Source organism: Neobacillus drentensis (assembly GCF_036962125.1).
GTDB classification, from domain to species: domain Bacteria; phylum Bacillota; class Bacilli; order Bacillales; family Cytobacillaceae; genus Neobacillus; species Neobacillus drentensis_B.
In genome coordinates this window covers 1-20313 of the sequence record NZ_JBALOA010000004.1, presented here as the reverse complement: position 1 = coordinate 20313, position 20313 = coordinate 1, and the positions used below count along the sequence as shown (strand labels likewise).

Annotated in this window: 23 protein-coding genes; 20 read left to right on the top strand and 3 right to left on the bottom strand. The window is 42.1% G+C overall.

The window, feature by feature from the left end; genetic code table 11:
• Position 1 precedes the first annotated feature (1 nt).
• From V7121_RS03585 to V7121_RS03555, 7 genes are read left to right on the top strand one after another with little or no spacing between them, the layout of a single operon-like run.
• Positions 2-388 carry an STAS domain-containing protein gene (locus V7121_RS03585; RefSeq protein WP_335497008.1) on the top strand — a complete coding sequence of 129 codons (387 nt, stop codon included), beginning with the start codon at positions 2-4 and terminating at the stop codon, positions 386-388.
• The gene (locus V7121_RS03580) at positions 367-768 is read left to right on the top strand and encodes an anti-sigma regulatory factor (RefSeq protein ID WP_335497007.1); all 402 of its coding nucleotides are present in this window, start codon (positions 367-369) and stop codon (positions 766-768) included. Before V7121_RS03585 ends, V7121_RS03580 begins: the two co-directional genes overlap by 22 nt.
• 13 nt (positions 769-781) lie before the next feature.
• On the top strand, positions 782-1780 hold the full coding sequence (locus V7121_RS03575) for a PP2C family protein-serine/threonine phosphatase (RefSeq protein ID WP_335545765.1): 999 nt from the start codon (positions 782-784) through the stop codon (positions 1778-1780).
• 58 nt (positions 1781-1838) lie between these two features.
• Entirely contained in the window at positions 1839-2183 is a 345-nt protein-coding gene (locus V7121_RS03570) for an anti-sigma factor antagonist (RefSeq protein WP_335497002.1), read from the top strand.
• Positions 2167-2649 carry an anti-sigma B factor RsbW gene (gene rsbW / locus V7121_RS03565; protein WP_335497000.1) on the top strand — a complete coding sequence of 161 codons (483 nt, stop codon included), beginning with the start codon at positions 2167-2169 and terminating at the stop codon, positions 2647-2649. Before V7121_RS03570 ends, rsbW begins: the two co-directional genes overlap by 17 nt.
• Positions 2615-3412 (top strand): RNA polymerase sigma factor SigB, encoded by a 798-nt coding sequence (sigB, locus tag V7121_RS03560; protein WP_335496997.1) that lies wholly within the window; start codon positions 2615-2617, stop codon positions 3410-3412. Before rsbW ends, sigB begins: the two co-directional genes overlap by 35 nt.
• Positions 3405-4004 (top strand): SpoIIE family protein phosphatase, encoded by a 600-nt coding sequence (locus V7121_RS03555; RefSeq protein ID WP_335496996.1) that lies wholly within the window; start codon positions 3405-3407, stop codon positions 4002-4004. Before sigB ends, V7121_RS03555 begins: the two co-directional genes overlap by 8 nt.
• 107 nt (positions 4005-4111) lie before the next feature.
• Here the strand turns inward: V7121_RS03555 and V7121_RS03550 are convergent, their stop codons facing one another.
• Entirely contained in the window at positions 4112-4570 is a 459-nt protein-coding gene (locus V7121_RS03550; protein ID WP_335545762.1) for a Dps family protein, read from the bottom strand.
• 183 nt (positions 4571-4753) lie between these two features.
• Here V7121_RS03550 and V7121_RS03545 point away from each other — a divergent pair, with 183 nt between their 5' ends.
• Positions 4754-6412 (top strand): phospholipase D-like domain-containing protein, encoded by a 1659-nt coding sequence (locus V7121_RS03545; RefSeq protein WP_335545871.1) that lies wholly within the window; start codon positions 4754-4756, stop codon positions 6410-6412.
• Positions 6413-6590: 178 nt separating this feature from the next.
• Here the strand turns inward: V7121_RS03545 and V7121_RS03540 are convergent, their stop codons facing one another.
• A complete protein-coding gene (locus V7121_RS03540) occupies positions 6591-6845 on the bottom strand; it encodes a GlsB/YeaQ/YmgE family stress response membrane protein (protein ID WP_335496992.1) in 255 nt (84 codons plus the stop codon).
• A 211-nt stretch (positions 6846-7056) separates the two neighbouring features.
• On the opposite strand from V7121_RS03540, the gene V7121_RS03535 reads away from it, so the two are divergent.
• The 6 genes from V7121_RS03535 to spoIID all read left to right on the top strand — a co-directional run bounded on the left by V7121_RS03535 (position 7057) and on the right by spoIID (position 11696).
• Positions 7057-7377: a general stress protein gene (locus V7121_RS03535; protein ID WP_335545759.1), complete on the top strand. Its 321-nt coding sequence runs from the start codon at positions 7057-7059 to the stop codon at positions 7375-7377.
• Positions 7378-7447: 70 nt separating this feature from the next.
• A complete protein-coding gene (locus tag V7121_RS03530; RefSeq protein WP_335496984.1) occupies positions 7448-7630 on the top strand; it encodes a hypothetical protein in 183 nt (60 codons plus the stop codon).
• Positions 7631-7818: 188 nt separating this feature from the next.
• Complete coding sequence (locus V7121_RS03525) at positions 7819-8061, top strand: DUF1146 family protein (protein ID WP_335496982.1); 243 nt, start codon at positions 7819-7821, stop codon at positions 8059-8061.
• 182 nt (positions 8062-8243) lie between these two features.
• Complete coding sequence (locus V7121_RS03520; protein ID WP_335545758.1) at positions 8244-9008, top strand: YwmB family TATA-box binding protein; 765 nt, start codon at positions 8244-8246, stop codon at positions 9006-9008.
• 32 nt (positions 9009-9040) lie between these two features.
• Complete coding sequence (murA, locus tag V7121_RS03515) at positions 9041-10351, top strand: UDP-N-acetylglucosamine 1-carboxyvinyltransferase (RefSeq protein ID WP_335496977.1); 1311 nt, start codon at positions 9041-9043, stop codon at positions 10349-10351.
• A gap of 304 nt (positions 10352-10655) precedes the next feature.
• A complete protein-coding gene (gene spoIID, locus V7121_RS03510) occupies positions 10656-11696 on the top strand; it encodes a stage II sporulation protein D (protein WP_335496975.1) in 1041 nt (346 codons plus the stop codon).
• Positions 11697-11858: 162 nt separating this feature from the next.
• Here spoIID and V7121_RS03505 read toward each other — a convergent pair whose 3' ends face one another.
• Positions 11859-12281 carry a VanZ family protein gene (locus V7121_RS03505; RefSeq protein WP_335496972.1) on the bottom strand — a complete coding sequence of 141 codons (423 nt, stop codon included), beginning with the start codon at positions 12279-12281 and terminating at the stop codon, positions 11859-11861.
• A 148-nt stretch (positions 12282-12429) separates the two neighbouring features.
• On the opposite strand from V7121_RS03505, the gene V7121_RS03500 reads away from it, so the two are divergent.
• The 6 genes from V7121_RS03500 (at position 12430) to V7121_RS03475 (ending at position 20121) form a co-directional block, all read left to right on the top strand.
• Complete coding sequence (locus V7121_RS03500) at positions 12430-13269, top strand: M23 family metallopeptidase (protein ID WP_335496970.1); 840 nt, start codon at positions 12430-12432, stop codon at positions 13267-13269.
• A 239-nt stretch (positions 13270-13508) separates the two neighbouring features.
• Complete coding sequence (locus V7121_RS03495; protein ID WP_335496968.1) at positions 13509-15506, top strand: penicillin-binding transpeptidase domain-containing protein; 1998 nt, start codon at positions 13509-13511, stop codon at positions 15504-15506.
• Between the two features lie 351 nt (positions 15507-15857).
• A complete protein-coding gene (locus V7121_RS03490; RefSeq protein ID WP_335545756.1) occupies positions 15858-16778 on the top strand; it encodes an N-acetylglucosamine kinase in 921 nt (306 codons plus the stop codon).
• Positions 16779-16814: 36 nt separating this feature from the next.
• Complete coding sequence (locus tag V7121_RS03485) at positions 16815-17942, top strand: MupG family TIM beta-alpha barrel fold protein (protein ID WP_335545755.1); 1128 nt, start codon at positions 16815-16817, stop codon at positions 17940-17942.
• Between the two features lie 67 nt (positions 17943-18009).
• Positions 18010-19377, top strand: coding sequence for an NDP-sugar synthase (locus tag V7121_RS03480; protein WP_335545752.1), 1368 nt, complete (start codon positions 18010-18012; stop codon positions 19375-19377).
• Positions 19378-19404: 27 nt separating this feature from the next.
• On the top strand, positions 19405-20121 hold the full coding sequence (locus tag V7121_RS03475; RefSeq protein ID WP_335545750.1) for an SIS domain-containing protein: 717 nt from the start codon (positions 19405-19407) through the stop codon (positions 20119-20121).
• Positions 20122-20313: the final 192 nt, after the last annotated feature.

Below are 20313 nucleotides of genomic sequence, written 5' to 3'. Positions count from 1 at the left end.
GATGGTTGCTAGAATACCAATACTAAAATTATATAACTGCTTGCTTATTTCTATTCAGTGGGAACTTGATGATCAGACGACAATCCAATTTCAAGAAGACTTGCTTCAAAAAATTCATGAAACAGGCGCGAATGGGGTCGTCATCGATTTAACGTCGATTGATGTGATCGATTCGTTCATTGCCAAAGTACTCGGCGATGTGATTAGCATGTCGCGAATGATGGGGGCAGAAGTAGTCTTAACAGGCATCCAACCAGCTGTAGCCATTACATTAGTTGAACTAGGAATCCACCTTCAAGAAGTGCTTACAGCACTAGATTTAGAAAAGGGGTTAGAAACACTACAACGGGAGTTGGGGGAGAAAGCATGGAGAACGAATCCTATGTGAAAATCATGACCGAATGGGATATCGTTGCAGCTAGGCAACTAGGAAGAAACATTGCCAAGGAGCTTGAATTTGGTACAGTTGACCAAGCAAGAATCACGACAGCGATTTCTGAGCTTGCTCGTAATATTTATTTATATGCCGGACAAGGTGAGATACGGATTGAACGTATGAATGTATACGGTAAATGTGGTGTAAAGGTGACCGCTGCCGATAATGGACCAGGAATTCAGGATATTAGAAAAGTGATGGAGGATGGATACTCGACATCAGGCGGTTTAGGTGCCGGATTGCCGGGAGTTAGGCGCTTAATGGATGAATTTGATATTACCTCTTCCTTACAGGAAGGTACGACGATAACGGCAGTAAAATGGATTCGTTAGGGGGAGCTGATGTATGGAAATTTTTAAATCAAGGTATCGGCATTTGCTTCGCAGGTACCTGAAAGAATCATCCGAAAATGCCTTGTACCAAGCGCAGCTTTTTAGCAGGAAATCAATTTTACAGCAAATTTCCCCTGAGGAAATTATCAGCTTACATACGGAAGCATTGAAAGAAATTCTTCCGGATCTTCCGAAAGAGGTCTTATTGTCCTTCGATTTTCTATTAGAGGTGATGGTGGACTATGGCTTAGCCTACCAGGAACATCAAAGCATGCGTGATCAACAGCTTGAAATCAAATCAGAAATTGAGATTGCCGCCAGCATTCAGGAAAATTTATTAGAAACATCGATTCCGCAATTAGAAGCCTTAGATATTGGGGCAACTAGTATTCCTGCCAAACAAATGAATGGCGATTTCTATCATTTTATTCATGAGGGCCAAAGTGTTCATGTAGCCGTTGCAGATGTCATTGGTAAGGGCATCCCTGCAGCCATTTGTATGTCGATGATTAAGTATGCACTCGATAGTTTACCGGAATCGAGAAAAAGTCCTCATTTTGTGTTAGAAAGCTTAAATAAAGTCGTCGAGGAGAATCTGGAAGAAGGAATGTTTATTACCATGTTCTATGGGATGTACGATACAGTTAACCATTCCTTTACTTATGGGGCAGCAGGGCATGAGCAAGGATTCTATTATCATTCGGCAGCAAATTCATTTGAGGATCTTGCGACAAAGGGTCTCGTTTTAGGCGTGGATCAGAATTTTACATATGAACAATATCAAAAACAGGTGGAGCCTGGGGATATGATTGTCCTCTTATCGGACGGAGTGACGGAGGCAAGGACAGAAGAAGGATTTATCGAACGTTCAGTGATCACCGGCCTCATTCAAAAATATAAGCACTTAACCGCTCAAGAAATGGTGGAACAAATTTATCGCGAGTTGGAAAAAATGCAAAACTATGAAATGAATGATGATTTTACCTTAATTATTTTACGAAGAAAGGTTTAATCGATAGTAGGACGGGGTAAGTACATAAAAATAGATTACATTCCTGAGGTGATAATGGATGGATTTAAAAGTGGACAAACAACACAGTGATGGGAAGACATTCGTTACTGTTGCAGGCGAAATAGATGCATACACAGCACCAAAGCTACGGGAGGAATTATTACCACTGGCTGAGGAGCAAAACCAATCACTGATTGTCAGTCTAAGAGATGTCTCGTATATCGATAGTACCGGCCTAGGTGTGTTTATTGGCTTATTCAAACTCATCATGAAAAATGAGGGTGAATTAAAGCTCGTGAACTTGTCGGATCGCTTGGAACGACTTTTTCAAATTACAGGTTTAAGTAATATCATTGATATTTCTACGAACTCAGAGGTGGGGTACAATGAAACAATTAGTTGATTACATTGAAGTGAAAATGCCTGCAAAGCCGGAATATGTAGGGGTAATCAGATTAACGTTATCAGGAATTGCCAGCAGGATGGGCTATGCCTATGAGGAGATTGAAGATTTAAAGATTGCCGTTAGTGAAGCATGTACCAATGCCGCCCAACATGCATATAAGGATCACGGCAGCGGAGAAACCATTGTTGGATTTGGTATTTATGATAATAAACTGGAAATTATGATTTCTGATCGAGGCGAGAGTTTTAATTTTGAAGAGACAAGGAACAAACTTGGCCCATATTCCGCTGTAAGTAACACCGATCAACTGGTGGAGGGAGGGTTGGGTCTGTATTTAATGGAAACGCTCATGGATGAAGTCCATGTATTTAATAATTCCGGAGTAACGGTCTTCATGGTGAAGTATTTAAGTGGGGAGCGTGCAGAACATGACACAACCATCTCAACCTATGAAGAAAAGTAAGGAAGAAATAAACGCCCTAATCAAAGACTTTCAGCTAAGTGAGAATATGGCAGCTCAAGCAATTTTAGTAGACCACTATACTCCGCTAGTTGGAAGCTTGGTGATGAAATATTCAAAGGGCGGCAGCTTTCATGAGGATCTCATGCAAATCGGAATAATCGGGCTATTGGGTGCTATACGGAGATATGATCCAGAACTTGGGTCCACCTTCGAAACATTTTTAATACCGACCGTTATTGGCGAAATCAAACGTTACTTAAGGGATAAAACATGGGGAGTCCATGTCCCGCGACGGGTAAAAGAATTATGGACGAAAATAAAGACCGTTGTCGATGAACTAACCAATCAATATCAACGGTCACCGAAAGTCCATGAAATTGCGGACCATTTAGGTGTTTCTGAGGAAGAAATATTAGAAGCGATGGAAATGGGGAAAAGTTACCAGGCTGTATCAGTCGATCGTTCGATTGAAACGGGGTCAGATGGCAGTCCCGTTACCATACTCGATACGATCGGGTCACATGAGGATGGTTATGAAAAAGTCGAGAAAAGGCTTTGGCTTGAGAGTGTTCTCCATGTTTTATCAGAACGGGAAGTCGAAATTCTCCGCTGTACGTTTGTAGAACATAAGAGTCAAAAAGAAACAGGAGAATATCTAGGAATTTCACAAATGCATGTATCTCGCCTCCAAAAAAAGGCGATTCAAAAATTACGAGAGGCCCTCAGCAAAGATGGGACCAATATAGGAGTAACAAATGCTTGAATTGGAGTCAAATCAATATATTCAAACCGTAGCCTATCAGATTCAAAAGGAAGGCAATGTCTGTAACGGCGATAGTTTTTATATGAAGGCAACCGAAGAGTACTTCATTTGTGCTGTTGCAGACGGGTTGGGAAGCGGGCTCCACGCACATGACTCGTCAAATGCGATTCGGGAAGTCGTCGAACAATCCCATTATGAAAAGGTTGATCGATTAATAGATGATTGTAATAACGTTCTTAAGAATAAGAGAGGTGCCGTAGTCTCTCTTTTTAAGGCAGACTTTTTACAGAGAAAAATTACTTATAGTTCTGTGGGAAACATTCGATTTGTTGTGTATTCCCCCCCTGGCCACTTCTTTAATCCAGTCCCTGTCTACGGATATTTATCCGGAAAGCCGCAAAAGTATGGGATGGAGACTTTTTCATATGAAAAAGACGCTAAATTCCTTATTCATACAGACGGCCTTCATATTCCCGCCATAAAACATTTACTAGCTAGTTCTCAATCGATAAAAGAGATATCGAATCATCTGGAAATGTATACGGAAACTCGAAAAGATGACTTAACGTACATTATCGGACAACTTTATTAACCTGCCTTTTTGGGGGAAGTGCGTATCCAAACATGATTGGATACGTTTTTGTTTTAACTGGAAAAAGGGTACCAGCGATATAACGCTGATACCCTTTTTCCATCCTCTTATTCTGCTAAATACGCTTCGAGCATCCATCTGTGTTTTTCTAAAGAAGTGCGGATTGCGATGAACAGATCGGCCGTCGGTTGATCGTCGTTATCCTCGGCCGAGGTGATTCCCTCTGTCAGTTCGCTGCAGAAGGTGTTAAAATCATCAGCCAGTGACTTGACCATCCCAGCGGCGTTTTCGTCGCCTGCCGCTTCCTTGATCGATGAAATCTGCAATTGTTCCTTTAGAGTCGCTGTTGGCAACGCCCCAAGTGACAGCATTCTTTCCGCGATGGTATCAAGATGCAGCGCCGCTTCCTTATATAATTCTTCAAATTTTGGATGCAGGGTGAAGAAATTCTCTCCTTTTACATACCAGTGGAAGTGATGCAGCTTCATATAAAGAACTGAGAAATTAGCTACCTGCGTGTTGAGTGTGTCTGTTACTAAACTTTCTTTTTCTTTTACTTTTGGCATTTTCATTACCTCCGTTTGATTTGAAATAGTGTGGATATCTATTACTTACCCTGGACTTCAGCTGATGAAACCTTTTTAAAGCGTTCTTGGGGCGAGCGATTTTTTTATAAGAAGGATTAACCTTTGCCGCAAGGGGGTATTACCACATAAGGGAAACCAGATAAATGGGGGGAGAATGACGTGTTGAAAAAACGGAGATTGGAATTGGTCTTTATCATTGTTATGATCACGCTAGCTTATTTGGTGTTTTTTACAGACATTCCGTCCCTGCCGAAGTTAATTTCGATGGCACTCTACTGGGGAATGATTTCGATTACGGTCCTGTCGTTAATGCTTGAAAACCGAACGGCACAAAACACGCTTTTATGGATATATATACTGGTGTTTTTGCCAGTCCTCGGCTATATCATTTATGTCTATTCAGGGCAATTATTTTTTAAAGGCTATCTGTTTAAGAGTAAGCGTATCAAGGACCGTGAAGTCTTTGAAGCCATGAGCCGCAACCAGGAAAAGCTTGATCTTTCCTGGTTAAATTATCACCAGAACCACTTTGTCCACTATTTAGACTGGGCGACCAACACACCAATGAATGCCAAGACAAAGACTAGAATGTTAAAGAATGGCGGAGAAACGTTTCGGGAAATCAAACGAGCCCTTCAGGAAGCAGAGGACTTTATCCATCTGGAATATTACATCTTCCGCGATGACCGGTTAGGGAATGAGATCATTGATATCTTAATCGATAGGGTCGAAGCGGGGGTAGAGGTGCGCCTGATGTACGATGCGATCGGAAGTCTCACCCTTTCAGGAACGGCGATAAGAAGAATGAAGGAAGCTGGAATCAAGGTTCAGCCGTTTTTGCCATTAAAAAATGGGCTGATCAATCAAAAGTTTAACTTTCGAAATCATCGTAAAATCATAGTCATTGACGGAAGGACAGGCTTTGTCGGCGGACTGAACATTGGGGTCGAATATCTTGGCGAAGATGAGCGATTTGGTTTTTGGTGTGATACACATGTCCTCATAGAAGGAGAGGCCGTCCAAACCTTGCATGCCGTATTTTTATTGGATTGGCGGTATGTGAGCGGGGAAATGCTGGTTACAGATGAACGGTATATGAAACCAGGACTTCTAGCTGGTCGTGGTCCCGCCGCGCAGGTCGCGGAAACGGCGGCTAGTCTTGACCATGCCGCTGCACGCGATCCGGGGAATGGGAGTGGTCTAGAGCAAGTCGGCGCAAGCGGTCCGGGAAGTGGTGCCGGTCCGGACCAAGTTGCTGCAAGCGATCCGGATACTGGTACGGGTCTGGTTCATGTGGTTGCAACTGGTCCAGAAACGGAACGGATGAGTGATCATTATTATGCAATGATTTCATGTGCAACAAAGTCGATTTGGATTGCGTCACCGTATTTTGTCCCCAATCAAGCGATTCGAACAGCACTAAGAATTGCCGCTAATAAAGGGATTCAGATTCGCATCATGGTACCTGACACCAATGACGGTTTTCTCACGCAATATGCTTCTCGCTCTTATTTACCTGAACTTTTGCGGGCTGGAATCGAAATTTATGCGTACCAAAAAGGCTTCCTCCATAAAAAAGTGATGATTATTGATGGCGATCTTGCCACAATTGGTACAGCCAATATGGATATGCGCAGCTTTCGCCTCAACTTTGAAGTCAATTTATTCTTAATAGGAACAGATTCGATTCAAGACCTTGTCACTCATTATCAGGAAGACCTAGAGGACTGCCTAAGAATTCGCCCGGTGGAATTTTACAAACGAGGATTTTCTGAAAAGGTAAAAGAATCATTTGCCCGTCTATTTTCTGGTGTTTTATAATTCCATCCTTTGTTAACGGCGGCAGCGTGTCGGTCGGTATGGGCACAACCTGCTGGAACAGTTACATTTCAAATCAAAAATTCAGGCACCTTTTAGGTGTTTGTTTTCTTTTTGTATAAAAAATGGCGCATAAAAAGAGACTGCATGATTGGCAGTCTCTCTCGAGTGAAAACTTTCATTATGCTGTGTGCCTCATACTTTTCAAAATGAAGCCGACGATTAAGGTGAGAAGAATCGCACCTAAGATCGCTGGGATCAGATAAAAACCGCCAACTTCTGGTCCCCAATCGCCTAATAGCAGCGAACCAAGAAAGGCTCCAATAAATCCAGCGATGATGTTCCCAATGACACCTCCTGGAATATCACGCCCAATGACGAGACCTCCTAACCACCCGATGATTCCTCCGATAATTAAAGACCAAATAAATCCCATGAAAACTCATCCCTTTCTAAATGTAATGTGAATCTACTAAAGTAAATACCCGAAAATCCAAGGGACAAACCTGTTTTTTTTAAAAGAAGGAAAATCATTTAAATAGAAAATAAAAAGTTTCACTTTTAAAAAAAGGGGTTATATAACAAATAGAACACCAAGTAACATTTCAACTTACTTACGAAATGAACCAATCTAGGAGGTAGTTAAAATGAGACAGGTAAAAGTAGTGGAGAATGGTCTTCAAGCAAAACAAGAAATTGAACAATTATTAAATCAAGGGTTTACCAAAGATGAGGTGTACTTATTGGCCCACAGGAAGGATCGTTCCGAAGATTTGACAGAGGCACTTGATATCAAGGATATAGGGGTAAACGAACAAGGCTTCTTTGACTCCATCGCAAATGTGTTTCGATCACGCGGGGACGAGCTCCGGGCGAAAATGGAATCATTAGGACTAACCGATACAGAAGCGCAACGATATGAAGAGGAATTAGACCGGGGAAGAGTAATGGTTATTGCAGCAAAATGATTTTGACTTGGTGAGTAGTGGGAAAAGATTTTAAATAGAAAGTAATGATAAGAAGAAAGGGGAAACGGTGATGAAATTTTCAAGAGTAAATTTAGCTGATTTCTTTGGAGAACATGTTCGAGCACGGCGTAAAATTCGAGTAGATCAAGGTTTAGATGCTAACTTTGAGAATCCAATCATCCACAGACAAATTCAGGGCGATAAAATTTATGTCCCATTAAATCTTAGCAGAGTTTGGAATCAGGTTAATTAATGTATCCCTATAAGGAATTTGATAAAGAGGTCGTCAATAAAAATTCGCCTTCTATTCATGTAACGGGAAGGTGAATTTTTATTTTATGACAGTAAGATGTGTTTATTTTATTAAAATGGATACAAAAGGAAACCTTTTTGCCCACTTTGTGATAGAATAAACTTTGTGTGAAAAAAGGGGGGCACAGAGTGATAAATGATTTTGGGCAAATGGCTTTGTTAAGTATCGTGTCGCATTTAATTTTTATAGCGATTTCGTGGTGGGCGTTACAGGCGATTCGATTGGATCAACTGTTGAAAGCAAGCCATGTTTTCCAGGCGCGGTTACTCTACATATTATTAGCTATTATCATTGGTTCTTCTGTTAGTAATTTTTTCCTTGATTATCTACAATGGTCAAGGCAGCTGCCTTTGATTATGCAAAATAGCTAATTGGAAAAAATTTAGGTCTTCGTACATGTTCCTATTTGTCAATAAATTGAGTACAATCTTCTTTGTATGGAAAAATAACATCATGTGATTGACATAAAGTTTGGAGCTTGTCAAAAAGTGACGACATTTCCCAAGTATGCGACTCCTCTACCTGGTAACAATGGTAGTAAGGGGGAGTAGAGATGAAGAGAAAGAGTCAAATCCTTTTGAGTGTAGTTACCATCATTAGTTTAATCCTGGTTGTGATTGGGAACCAAACAACGGAAGCTTATGGCATTTTTGATAAAGAAATGGACTTAATGAAAATCGGTTCTATTTTAGAAGCCGAAAATATTTTGCTCGATGAATGGACTTTTTATGCACGTGAGCATTTAGATTCCATGAAAAGTGAGCAAGAAGTTAAGGATTATGCGAAGGAGCTTCAAGCTAAGTTTCCTGATTGGGAATGGTCTGTTAATAATACCAGCCAAAAATGGGAAGTAACAGCAGTATCTCCAACATCTAAACACCACAAAGAAATGCTTCAAATTATGGCAACCCACACAAAACAACCTGTTAATGCGTATATAGTATATAGTATCAGTGGTAAAGAGTGGAATTCGGCGACAAAGGCCCTTTTCACTACGAGTCAATTTAAATCTAGGCTTACCGACATATTTCGAGGAAAACCAACAGTTTTCTCTTGTATGAAAGGTACGGTCGGTGATAAGATTGATGAGGCTTTACCCGCGACAGCCAATCATTTGCTGTCAAAATTTAAAGCAAAAGAGATCGAAGCGTTAAAAGAGGAGACATTCATGTCTGTTTCGGCGAATTCGCCGTTGTTTACAGGCTCGATAGAAAATCAAAGAGATAACATGAATTTACAAATTGGTATACGCTCCGAAGGATTGGGCGCTAAGACTACCATCGTAGTTGGCACACCAATCATTACGATTGAATATTAATATAGAGAAAATGGACGCGGAGGGGAATACTCTTGGAAAAGATCATCGTCCGCGGCGGAAAAAGGCTTGATGGAACTGTGAAAGTTGAAGGCGCAAAAAATGCTGTCTTGCCTGTACTCGCTGCAACATTATTAGCAAGTGACGGAAAAAGTGTATTACGTGATGTACCTACACTCTCCGATGTATACACAATTAATGAAGTTTTACGCAACCTAAATGCTGAAGTATCATTTGAAAACAATACAGTCGTAGTAGATGCATCCAGAGTGTTAAAGGATGAGGCGCCATTCGAATACGTTCGAAAAATGCGCGCATCCGTGCTTGTCATGGGATCATTACTCGCTCGTAATGGCCGTGCACGTGTGGCCCTGCCGGGTGGCTGTGCAATTGGATCCCGTCCTATTGATCAGCATCTCAAAGGCTTTGAAGCGATGGGAGCAACCGTCAAGGTAGGCAACGGTTTTATTGAGGCGGAAGTTAACGGCCGCTTACAAGGTGCGAAAATTTATTTAGACTTCCCAAGTGTTGGAGCCACGGAAAATATTATGATGGCTGCCACTCTTGCGGTTGGTACGACGATTATTGAGAATGTAGCGAAGGAACCAGAAATCGTGGACCTTGCTAATTTCTTGAACAAAATGGGCGCTAAAGTTCGCGGCGCTGGCACGGGAACTCTTCGGATTGAAGGGGTAAATGTGTTATTTGGTGCAGACCACAATATTATACCTGACCGTATCGAAGCGGGAACTTTCATGGTTGCTGCCGCGATTACAGGTGGGAATGTATTGGTAAAGGGCGCTGTTCCTGAACATTTATCATCTTTAATCGCAAAAATGGTTGAAATGGGCATTACGATTGTGGAGGAAGAAGATGGCGTTCGTGTCATTGGAACGGATCGGATGAAGGCTGTGGACATCAAAACGATGCCGCACCCAGGCTTCCCAACAGATATGCAATCCCAAATGATGGCGCTATTGCTTCGTGCTAATGGAACTTCGATGATTACCGAGACGGTTTTCGAAAACCGTTTTATGCATGTCGAGGAATTCCGCCGCATGAATGCTGACATCAAGATTGAAGGCCGTTCCGTTATTTTAAATGGTCTTTCAAATTTACAAGGTGCAGAAGTATCAGCAACAGATCTTCGTGCCGCTGCTGCCTTGATTTTAACTGGTTTAGTATCAGAAGGCGTGACACGCGTGACCGAGTTGAAACACTTAGACCGCGGTTACGTAGATTTCCACGGCAAACTTGCTCGACTAGGTGCCGACATCGAACGAATCAACGAAGCAGACGAAACGTTCACAGAAGTCCAAAACCTTGTATCGGATATGAATGCGTAAATCGTATTCTAACCCGAATAGGTTCGAACTAGCTGTAATAATGCGAAATCGCAAAACAACGGGGCCTGATGTCAAATCGGGTCCTTTTTGCATTGTGTCCTTGTGGTGTGGATTGGTGTCTTTTGGTGGTACCTGTCACCCTTAAAAGACATTTGTCCACGAGCGGTACCTGACACCACGTTTTAGTTCAGTTTTATGAAAAAATCTGTAATAAATGCTTGTCCGCTTCCATATGTATGAATTAAAGACGCAACCCACCTGTGGATTTGGTGTGGCTGTGAATTTGCAAACTGGAGGCACTATCATGATAAAAATCAAACCATTCGTCGTAGTAGCAGCAGTCCTTATTGCCTTAACATTAATTATTCCCGCTGTACTTGTACTACCCTTTTCGAATGAGCATCGGGCGAGCGGAAAGCTGGGGGAGGATTTAACAAGAACCCCCGCCGCAAAAGAAGTAAAAGCGGAGCCTGCTTCATCGGATCCTGCAGTCGAAGTGGCCGTATTTCGAACCTCAAAATCAAAAATTGAAAATGTGCTATTAGAAGATTACCTCGTTGGTGTGGTAGCAGCTGAGATGCCGGCAGAGTTCAAGGAAGAAGCCCTGAAGGCCCAGGCACTAACAGCGAGAACCTATATCGTGAAAAGGTTGTTAAGTAAGGATGCATTAGGCGTTCCAAAAGGCGCACAGGTTACCGACACCCAAGTCCACCAAGTGTATCTAAACGATGATGAGCTAAGAAGAGAATGGGGTATGGAATATGATACGAAGCGAAAGAAGGTTTTAAATGCTGTCCGGGCGACGGCAGGGCAAATTTTAGCTTATGATGGCAAGCCGATTGATGCTTTGTTCTTCTCTACTAGTAATGGCTACACGGAAAACTCAGAAGATTATTGGCCAGGGAGTATTCCTTATTTAAGAAGTGTATCGAGCCCATGGGATAAAAACTCCCCCAAGTTTAATAGTCAAAAGGTGCTTACAGTCAGTCAATTTGAAGCGAAGCTGGGCGTGAGGATCGGCTCCGGTTCAACGATTGGAAAAATTATCGATCGGACAAAGGGAAAGCGTGTCGGCAAGGTTGATTTTAACGGAAAAGTTTTAACGGGCAAGGATATCCGCGAAAAATTGGACCTGCGCTCATCGGACTTCGCCTGGAAGCGCAAGGGTGATAATATCGTGATTACGACGAAGGGCTTCGGTCATGGCGTCGGTATGAGCCAGTACGGAGCGAACGGAATGGCTAAGGAAGGGAAGAGCTACAAGGAGATCGTGAAGCATTACTATAAAGGTGTGCAGATTACGTCCGCGGATCATATACTTGATACAGTTACTGCGAAAAAATAGTAGTGGGTGATGTTAAGCCAGGCTGGAGAGGATGCCTGGCTTTTTAGCGTGGTTATTGGGTGAAAAAACATTTTCTGCAAATTGACTCTCCTAAAAGTGCAAATAAGATTCTTAAATCTATGAAGTTACCCTATACAGGAACATATAAAAGGTAGTGCTCATTTATCCATTTACCCTGCCCAATGCCCTCCCGAGCCGGGCAAACTTCCCCTTAAACAAAGCACCTCTGACAAAATAAAAGCATACGCTGATGCCTGTGAAATCTTTTACTAAGTCAAACCATGAGGCAGAACGGTAGGCATAGAATGATTGGTGAAATTCGTCACTGATTCCGTAAAGGGCGGAAAACACAGCGCAGGCGACGTTTAATGCAGGAGTAAAGGCACCGCGGCGGGTTAACATAGCAAGCACTAGCAAAACATACAAAATCGCAAACTCTATTAAATGGAGCGATTCTTTAATATTGTGGTCGATTTCGGAATCTGGCAGCTTCACGAATTGGTCGGATGGCAGGCTCGACATAATAAAAATGGCCGTCATATAGACAAATGGAAGGACCCGCAATATCCATTTGATGATTTTCATAAAAAACTCCTCCAATACCTCAAAAAATAATTTTTCAACTTCATGCATAAAAACTTTAACACTGTCGAAAAATAAGTTCAAAAAAATTTTTTTCGGTTGTGTATATAATTCTACTTATTTGTTCAGACTGATTGCTGAGGTGATGAAAATGAGAGAGGAAGAAAACAAACGATCTTCTCAAAGTTCCAGCGTAAAACGCTTTTTCAAAAAGCGTTGGGTATTTCCAGCCATTTATATCGCAAGTGCAGCAATCATTTTGACCGCAGTACTTTGGTATCAAACTAGCAACAATGCATCCGACAAATATGATTACAAATCTACGGATATTGCTGGTAAAAAGGGTCAAGAGCCAGCTGTCGAAGTTAGCAAGACTTTTGAAGATTTCAAGATGCCAGTGGAAAAAGCAGATGCAGCTGTCGTCAAAACGAAATTCTATGATTTCAATGGAAAAACGGAAGACCAGGAAGCGGCATTGGTATTCTACAACAATACCTACCAGCCAAACACTGGTATCGATGTGACCATGAAAGACGACGAATCCTTTGATGTTGTGGCATCATTAAGCGGTACGGTAACACGTGTTGAAGAAGATGCAGTCCTTGGGAATGTCATTGAAGTGGAACACGACAAAGGTATTGTAACACAATATCAATCCGTTAAAGACATAAAAGTAGCGGTTGGCCAAGAAGTAAAACAGGGACAAGTTCTTGCCAAGGCTGGACAAAGCTTGTTCAATGAAAAAGCTGGAACCCATGTACATTTTGAAATTCGTAAAGATGGAATTGCTGTAAACCCTAGTGACTATTTTAACAAATCGTTAAGCACGTTACAGGAAGCAAAACTTTCGAATGACAATGCAAGTGAATCAGTAGATACTCCACAAATGAAGGAAAAAGAGCAAATGATTGAAGATCCAGATAACTCTTCTGACCTAGATAAAAATGTGGACGACAACTCTACGAACTCATCAGAAAAGACAAACTCATAATAAGATCGATACAAAGGGGAAGGGGAATTCTTTCCTCTTTTTTTTGCGCATATTTTACCTGAAATAAACCAAATGGGAACCATTTTTTATACACAAACGGTATAATTAAAGTTATTGGTACCATTAATAGTACCTGACACCCAATATAGGTAAACTGTCCGTCAGGGACAGACAAAATGGTGAGAGTGTCTTTCTGTGGTACCTGACACCGAATGAAAAAAACCAAAGGAGGGATTTGCTTGAAGAAGTTGGTAGGGTCTTTGCTATTGGTGATGCTGCTAGGTTTGGGGCTGGCTGGCTGCAGTAAGGAACCGACGCCGCAGGATCGTTTTGCGAAGTACATAGCATTATGGAATGAGCAGAAGTTTGATCAGATGTATGATTACCTTTCTAACGATGCGAAGAAGAAAATCACCAAAGAGGAATTTACGAGCCGCTACGATAAAATCTACAAAGATCTTCAGATTTCTGACCTCAAGATAGACTTTAAAAAACCAAAAGAAGATAAGCAGGCGGATAAAGAGAAAGCTCACTATTCTTTTACCGCTAAAATGAACAGCATCGCAGGAGTTATTCAATTCACCCAGGTAGCTAATTTGAAAAAAGAAGAACGGGCCGACAAGAAGAATTGGTATCTTGACTGGAATACTGGGTTCATTTTTCCAAAGTTGCAGGAAGGGGATAAGCTCGGGATTGAGACGACTACGCCGAAACGGGGGGAGATTCTCGACCGCAATGAGATTGGGCTTGCGGTGAATGGCCAGGTGTACGAGGTGGGTGTCGTGGCCGGGAAGGTGACGGACCAGGTGTTAGAGCCGTTGGCTTCGCTTTTACAGATGAGCCCGGAGCAGATTAAGAAGGCGATTAGTGCGAGCTGGGTCAAGCCGGAGCTGTTTGTTCCGCTGAAGCGGGTGTCGATGGATGATGAGGAGCGGATTGTCCAGTTGATTGCGCTTGAGCCGGTGCAGACACGGAAGGTGGAGGCGCGGATTTATCCCTATAGCAAGGCTGCGGCGCACCTGATTGGCTATGTGGGGCCGATTACAGCTGATGAGCTGGAGGACCTTAAGGATAAAGGGTATACGAGTAATGATATGATTGGAAAAAGAGGGCTCGAGCAAGTGTATGACGAGCAGCTAAAGGGTAAGCCAGGCGTGAGGATTACGATTAACAAGAAGGATGGAGATAAGGAGGTACTTGCGGAAAAGCCGGTTGAGGATGGAAAAACGGTGAAACTGACGATTGATGTGGACGTGCAGACAGCGATTTATGACCAGCTAGGCAAGGAAGCAGGCACGGGAGCGGCGATGAACCCAGTGACCGGGGAAACGCTGGCGCTTGTCAGTACGCCTTCGTTTGACCCAAATCAGGCGATGCTAGGTTTCTCAGCCGCTCAATGGAAGGCGCTCCAGGAGGATAAGAAGCAGCCGCTCTCGACGCGCTTTAAGATGACCTTTGCACCGGGATCAGTGATGAAGGCAATTACGGCAGGAGTGGCGTTGTCGAATGGGGCGATTACGCCGGAACAGGCCGTAGCGATTTCAGGGAAGAAGTGGCAAAAGGATACGTCATGGGGCGGTTATTATGTGACGCGGGTCCACGCAGGGGCTGAGCCGGTTAATTTGGAAAAGGCGTTCGTGTTTAGTGATAATATTTATTTTGCTCAGGCGGCGTTGAAGACGGGGAAAGCGGCGTTTACCGATGGACTGAAGAAGTTTGGCTTTGAGGAGGAGCTGGCGTTTCCGTTCCCGCTTGAAAAATCAACGATTGGTTCGCTCGATCGGGACATTGTGCTTGCCGATTCGGGATATGGACAGGGGCAGATTCAAATGAGTATCGTACATTTGCTGTCGGCGTATACGCCATTTATGAATAATGGCAATATGATTAAACCAATTCTATTGGCGGAGGAACAGCAGGGCCAGGTGTGGAAAGAGGCAGTGGTCTCGGCTGAGCATGCCGGTGTGATTGCGGCGGACCTACGAAAGGTTGTGGCGGACGCGGCAGGGACGGCTCATGCGGCTGACATGAAGGGGTATCCGCTGGCAGGCAAAACGGGTACAGCGGAGATGAAACAGAAGCAAGGGGAGACTGGGACGGAAAATGGCTGGTTCATTGGGTACAATACGGAGTCGCCGAGTTTGATGGTGGCAATGTTGGTCGAGAACGTCCAAAAGCGGGGCGGCTCGCAGATACCGGTCAAGAAAGTGAAGAAGGTCTTTGAGCTCGCGCAATAAAAGGCGGCGGATTTGGTTGGTGTCAGGCACCACCATGGATGTTAGCTGGATAACGATTAGAGATGAAAACACCTAGGGGGCTAGGTGTTTTTTTTGTCCTGGTGATTTTGCCTATTTTTCGTGGTTTTACGATGAAGTCTTCTCATCTGTCATGGTATCCCTTAATTTACCAGTTACATATAACTCATATTATTGCAAATTAGCTTGGAAAAAATCCAACTGTTTAATGTTTTGGGTCGTAAGTATACTTAAATAAACTAGAGTAGTATTTTTTCTGAATCCTTACGATTTCATTTTTAGTTTTAGCACTTACTCTAACCATAAAATCAAGAAAGGATGAATGAACAGAAAATGAGAAATCGATTGATTATTGGAATGGACGGTGGAGGAACGAAAACGAGAGTCAACGTCAAAGAAAGACCGGATGGAGAAACGCTATTTGACCAAAATTTTGGGATGTCAAATTATAATAACATTGGCGTGGAAGGTCTAAAACCAGTATTTCGTCAAATTTATCAAGCATTATTCTCATGTTTTCAAGAACAACTCCAAGATGCAATTCTCGTACTAGGCTCTGCAGGTGTCGATCGACCGAAAGATGTTGAAATCTATCTGTCTTCCTTAAAAGAGAGTGGATTTACTTGCCAAACAGTAGTGGTGAATGATGCAGAGATTGCCCTTGTCGGTGGCAACGGCGATCGAAAAGATGCCTTGATGATTGCTGGTACAGGTTCCATTGTTGTAGGAATTGATTCAAATGGAAAAATTGTGCGCTCTGGTGGATGGGGCGGATGGATAAGTGATGAAGGAAGCGGTTTCCAGATTGGTCGACAAGCGATTGCAGTTGTTATGCAAGAGTACGACAAAGTTATTGCACCTACATCATTTACAGAAAAGTTGCTCGCACATTTTCAGTTGACTTCTCCAGAAGAGTTTATGGATTTATTATATTTGGGCGATACGATACCCGTCGACAGGGTAGCTTCATGTACGCCAATAATCCTGGAAGCATGGGCACAAGGAGACGAAGCAGCACGTACTATAGTTGAAGCAGAACTAGAGAAATTAGTTCGTTTAGTCGTTGGAATCAGTCGACAAATGGGGTCAGAAAACTTCCGTCTTTCTGTTGCAGGTAGTTTGTTGACGAAATCAACAGATTATTTCCGTTCGTTAAAAGAGAAGTTGAGGATGGTTTTACCACAAGTAGAGATTTCTGCACCACTATATGATCCAGTATTCGGTGCCATCATTATTGGTGCAGGGTACAAGTAAATACAAATCAGGAATAGTAAGGAATGACGACATCACATGCGTGAAATAGGAATTAGTGTGTATCCCAACTTTTATCCAGCAGATCAAATAAAGGAATATTTGGAAAAGGCCAGTTCGTATGGTTTTACAAAAGTATTTGTTTCACTAATTTTAAATAATCATGGTTTTGAGGGTGCAGAGAATGTAAATGCCAACACTTGGAATGACATACTGAGTTACTGTAAAAAACTCGGTATGACTGTATCAGCTGATATGAATGATGAAGTTTTCAACGAGTTGGGTTGCACATTGAACGATCTTACACCGTTACAAAAGATGAGCATTACAAAGCTCCGTATCGATGGAGGTTTTACGAGCCAAGAAATTGCCCTTCTTTCAAAAAATCAGCAGGGGATTCAAATAGAAGTAAATGCTTCGATGTCTTCTTCCGATAATCAGCATGGAAATGCTTTACGTGAATGTCGTGAATTTTTAGAAACGATAGAAAAAGAAGGAAATATAGGTCAACTAACGGCTTGTCACAATTTTTTCCCACTACCGGATACAGCGTTGTCTCTTGAGGACATTCGTGTAATTAACAACTTGTTTGCCTCATTTGGTGTGCCGGTCGGTGGGTTTATTGCATCGCAACTTTCGCCAAAAGATTTGCACCACTTAGGTCATGGGGTTTGTACCATTGAAAAACACCGCTTTTTGCCTTGTCATATCGCAATGCAAGAGTTATTTGCCAATGGTTTTGATGATGTGCTTATTGGTGACTCGTTTGCCGACCTTTCAGAGCTTATTGAAATGGCAAGGTGCTACAAACAAGATTATATTGAGATCCCAGTTGTATTTAATCACTTTGTTCCTCATAAAACAAAAATGACAATTCAGGAGTCCATCCTCATTTCAAGAGTGGATCAGCCTGCCAACCTAATTCGGGCGACTGATACAAGAGGAATGGAAGTGCCTCCTTGCTATTGTGCACCAAGAGGAATGTATACTGTCTCTGTATTAAATAATAGAAGTGCACAATATGAAGGGGAAGTACAAATCTCATTGAAAGATTTAGGGCAATCGGTTGAGCACAATGTCATTGGATTTGTTCACCCGTTTGCAAAAGATTTATTGCCTTATATTTTAGCCGGCAAAAATAAATTTCGATTAGTAGAATATAAGTGAAACAAGACTGTATTTAATGGTGTTTAAAACAAGATTATAAAACGTGAATGAAACCGGAGGTGATCGAATGGTGAACAGCGCCATTATTCTTGCGGCAGGAAAGGGTAGGAAAATGTTTCCTTTCAACGCGGTTCGCTCCAAAACAACAATAAAAATCGCAGGGAAGCCATTAATCCGCTATAACATTGAGTCCATTGTGGCAATGGGAATAGAAGAAATTGTTGTTGTTGTTCATGAAGACCATCAAAGAGAAATAGAAAATCTTTTATCAGATATAGAAAACGTTAAATTTGTAAGTGATCCAACCAATTTAGGAAGCGCAGAAAGTCTAGTAAAGGGAGCTGAGAAACTCTCTTCTACTCAGGACTTTATCGTTCTCTATGGGGATACCATTGTTGACCAAAAGGATCTAGAGAATTTAGTGAATACGAAAAAACCTGCTGTACTGTTGAAAAGTTTAGCGGAATCTTCAAGAAACTGGATTGGTGCGAGCATTGAGAATGGGTTCGTTCAGTCGATAGGTGCCCACTATCGTGGGGACAGCATTACCCATCAATTTGCTGGATTTTACTTGGACGATACACTATTAGATTATCTGAAAAGAACTCCAGATTATTTTCCAGATGTAAAAGTAGGTGTAGGTGTTCCAAAAGAGAGATTTATTGAAGCAGGACTTATGGAATCGCTTAATAAAATAAAATTAAATGCCATCCAATGTCATGGATATTTCTTTGATATTGACAAGCCTTGGCATATGTTAGAAGCGAACCAATTTATGGTGAACCATTTTTGTCATTCCCTGCAAGAGAACCAGCTTGCAGAAGGTGCGACGATTTCAGCGAATGCAACCATCCACGGCCATGTAAAACTGGGCAGGAACTCCTCAATTGGTGATCGAGTGGTCATTCACGGTAACCTGATTGTTGGTGACAATACAATTATTGATAATGGAGCCATTTTTAATGGCAATGCAGTGATTGGTGATCATACAAAAATTAGTAATTACTGCATCATTTACGATGGAGTATCGATTGGTTCCAATTGTATATTCGACCATTGTGCAGAGTTCCTTGGTGGAATGGTCATGGACAAGGTATATCTTTACCACTATGGTGAGTTTTATGGTGCAATTGGAAGTCATACGGATATCGGAGCAGCAACCGTTTGCGGAACATTGCGCTTTGATGACGGAGAAACGGAGCACGTTGTGAATGGACGAAAAGAAGTACCGCTACATTTTTCAAATGCTGCATATCTTGGCGACTATTGCAGAACCGGCGTCAATACGATTATTATGCCTGGTTGTAAAATAGGTGCTTATAGTGTCCTTGGAGCTGGTACAATCATCGATCAAGATATCGAAAAAAATAGTCTTGTTTTCGTGAAACAGGATCAAATTATAAAAAAATGGAGCGAAAACAAGTACGGGTGGTAACAAATCAATAAAAGGGGGGAAGGTATCATGGAGAATTATTATCAATATGTGACAGCTAATCTCGAAAAACTGTACACGACACAGATTGAAAAAATGGACGTAGCGGCCACATGTATTTTTGAAGCACTCCAAAAGGGAGGTCGCTTTCTTGTTACGGGTTCAGGTCACTCCCATATGTTTGCAGAAGAGTTCTATGTCAGAGCGGGTGGATTTGCCCAAGTCTCCCCTATTTTGCCGAATGAGTTTCTTTTACACGATCATCCTTTAAAAAGTACCGTGATTGAACGCATGGAAGCCTATGCAAAAGTTATCTTTGATTTATATAAAATCAACTCAAAGGATGTACTCGTCATTGCTTCCAATTCAGGAAGAAATGGAATGACGGTGGAACTGGCAAAAATGGCACAGGAATGTGGTACAAAGGTCATTGCTTTTACAAATCCGAATCATCCTGCAGGCTCAAAATCCAGACACAGTAGCGGAAAATATCTTGGTGACTTTAGTGATGTAGTGATTGATAGTTGTACGGGACCTGGAGATGCTGCCTTTTATGTAGAAGAGGCAAACACAGGCATGGGGGCAACTTCTACGATGGCGGGAGCTTTTGTTGCGCAAACCATTTCTATTTTGTTAGCCAAAAAATACCATCAAGCTGGACTGAAACCTCCAGTGTTTAAGAGCTCGAATGTGGATGGCGGCGATGAATGGAATAAGGAACTTTTTGCCAAATATTATGGTGTTTAATTTACCCATTAAAGTAACTAGAAAATAATGATAAGCTTAATGTGAGAAGTGTTCCTAGGATATGGGGATGCTTTTTTATTGTATAGGAAATTATAAAATAATTAATTGTGGATATATTGATTTAGTCTCTCTGAATCCAGCTCCAGCGCCCAACGGCTAGTGTCCTTCGCTCTCCGCCCTACGATAAGTCAA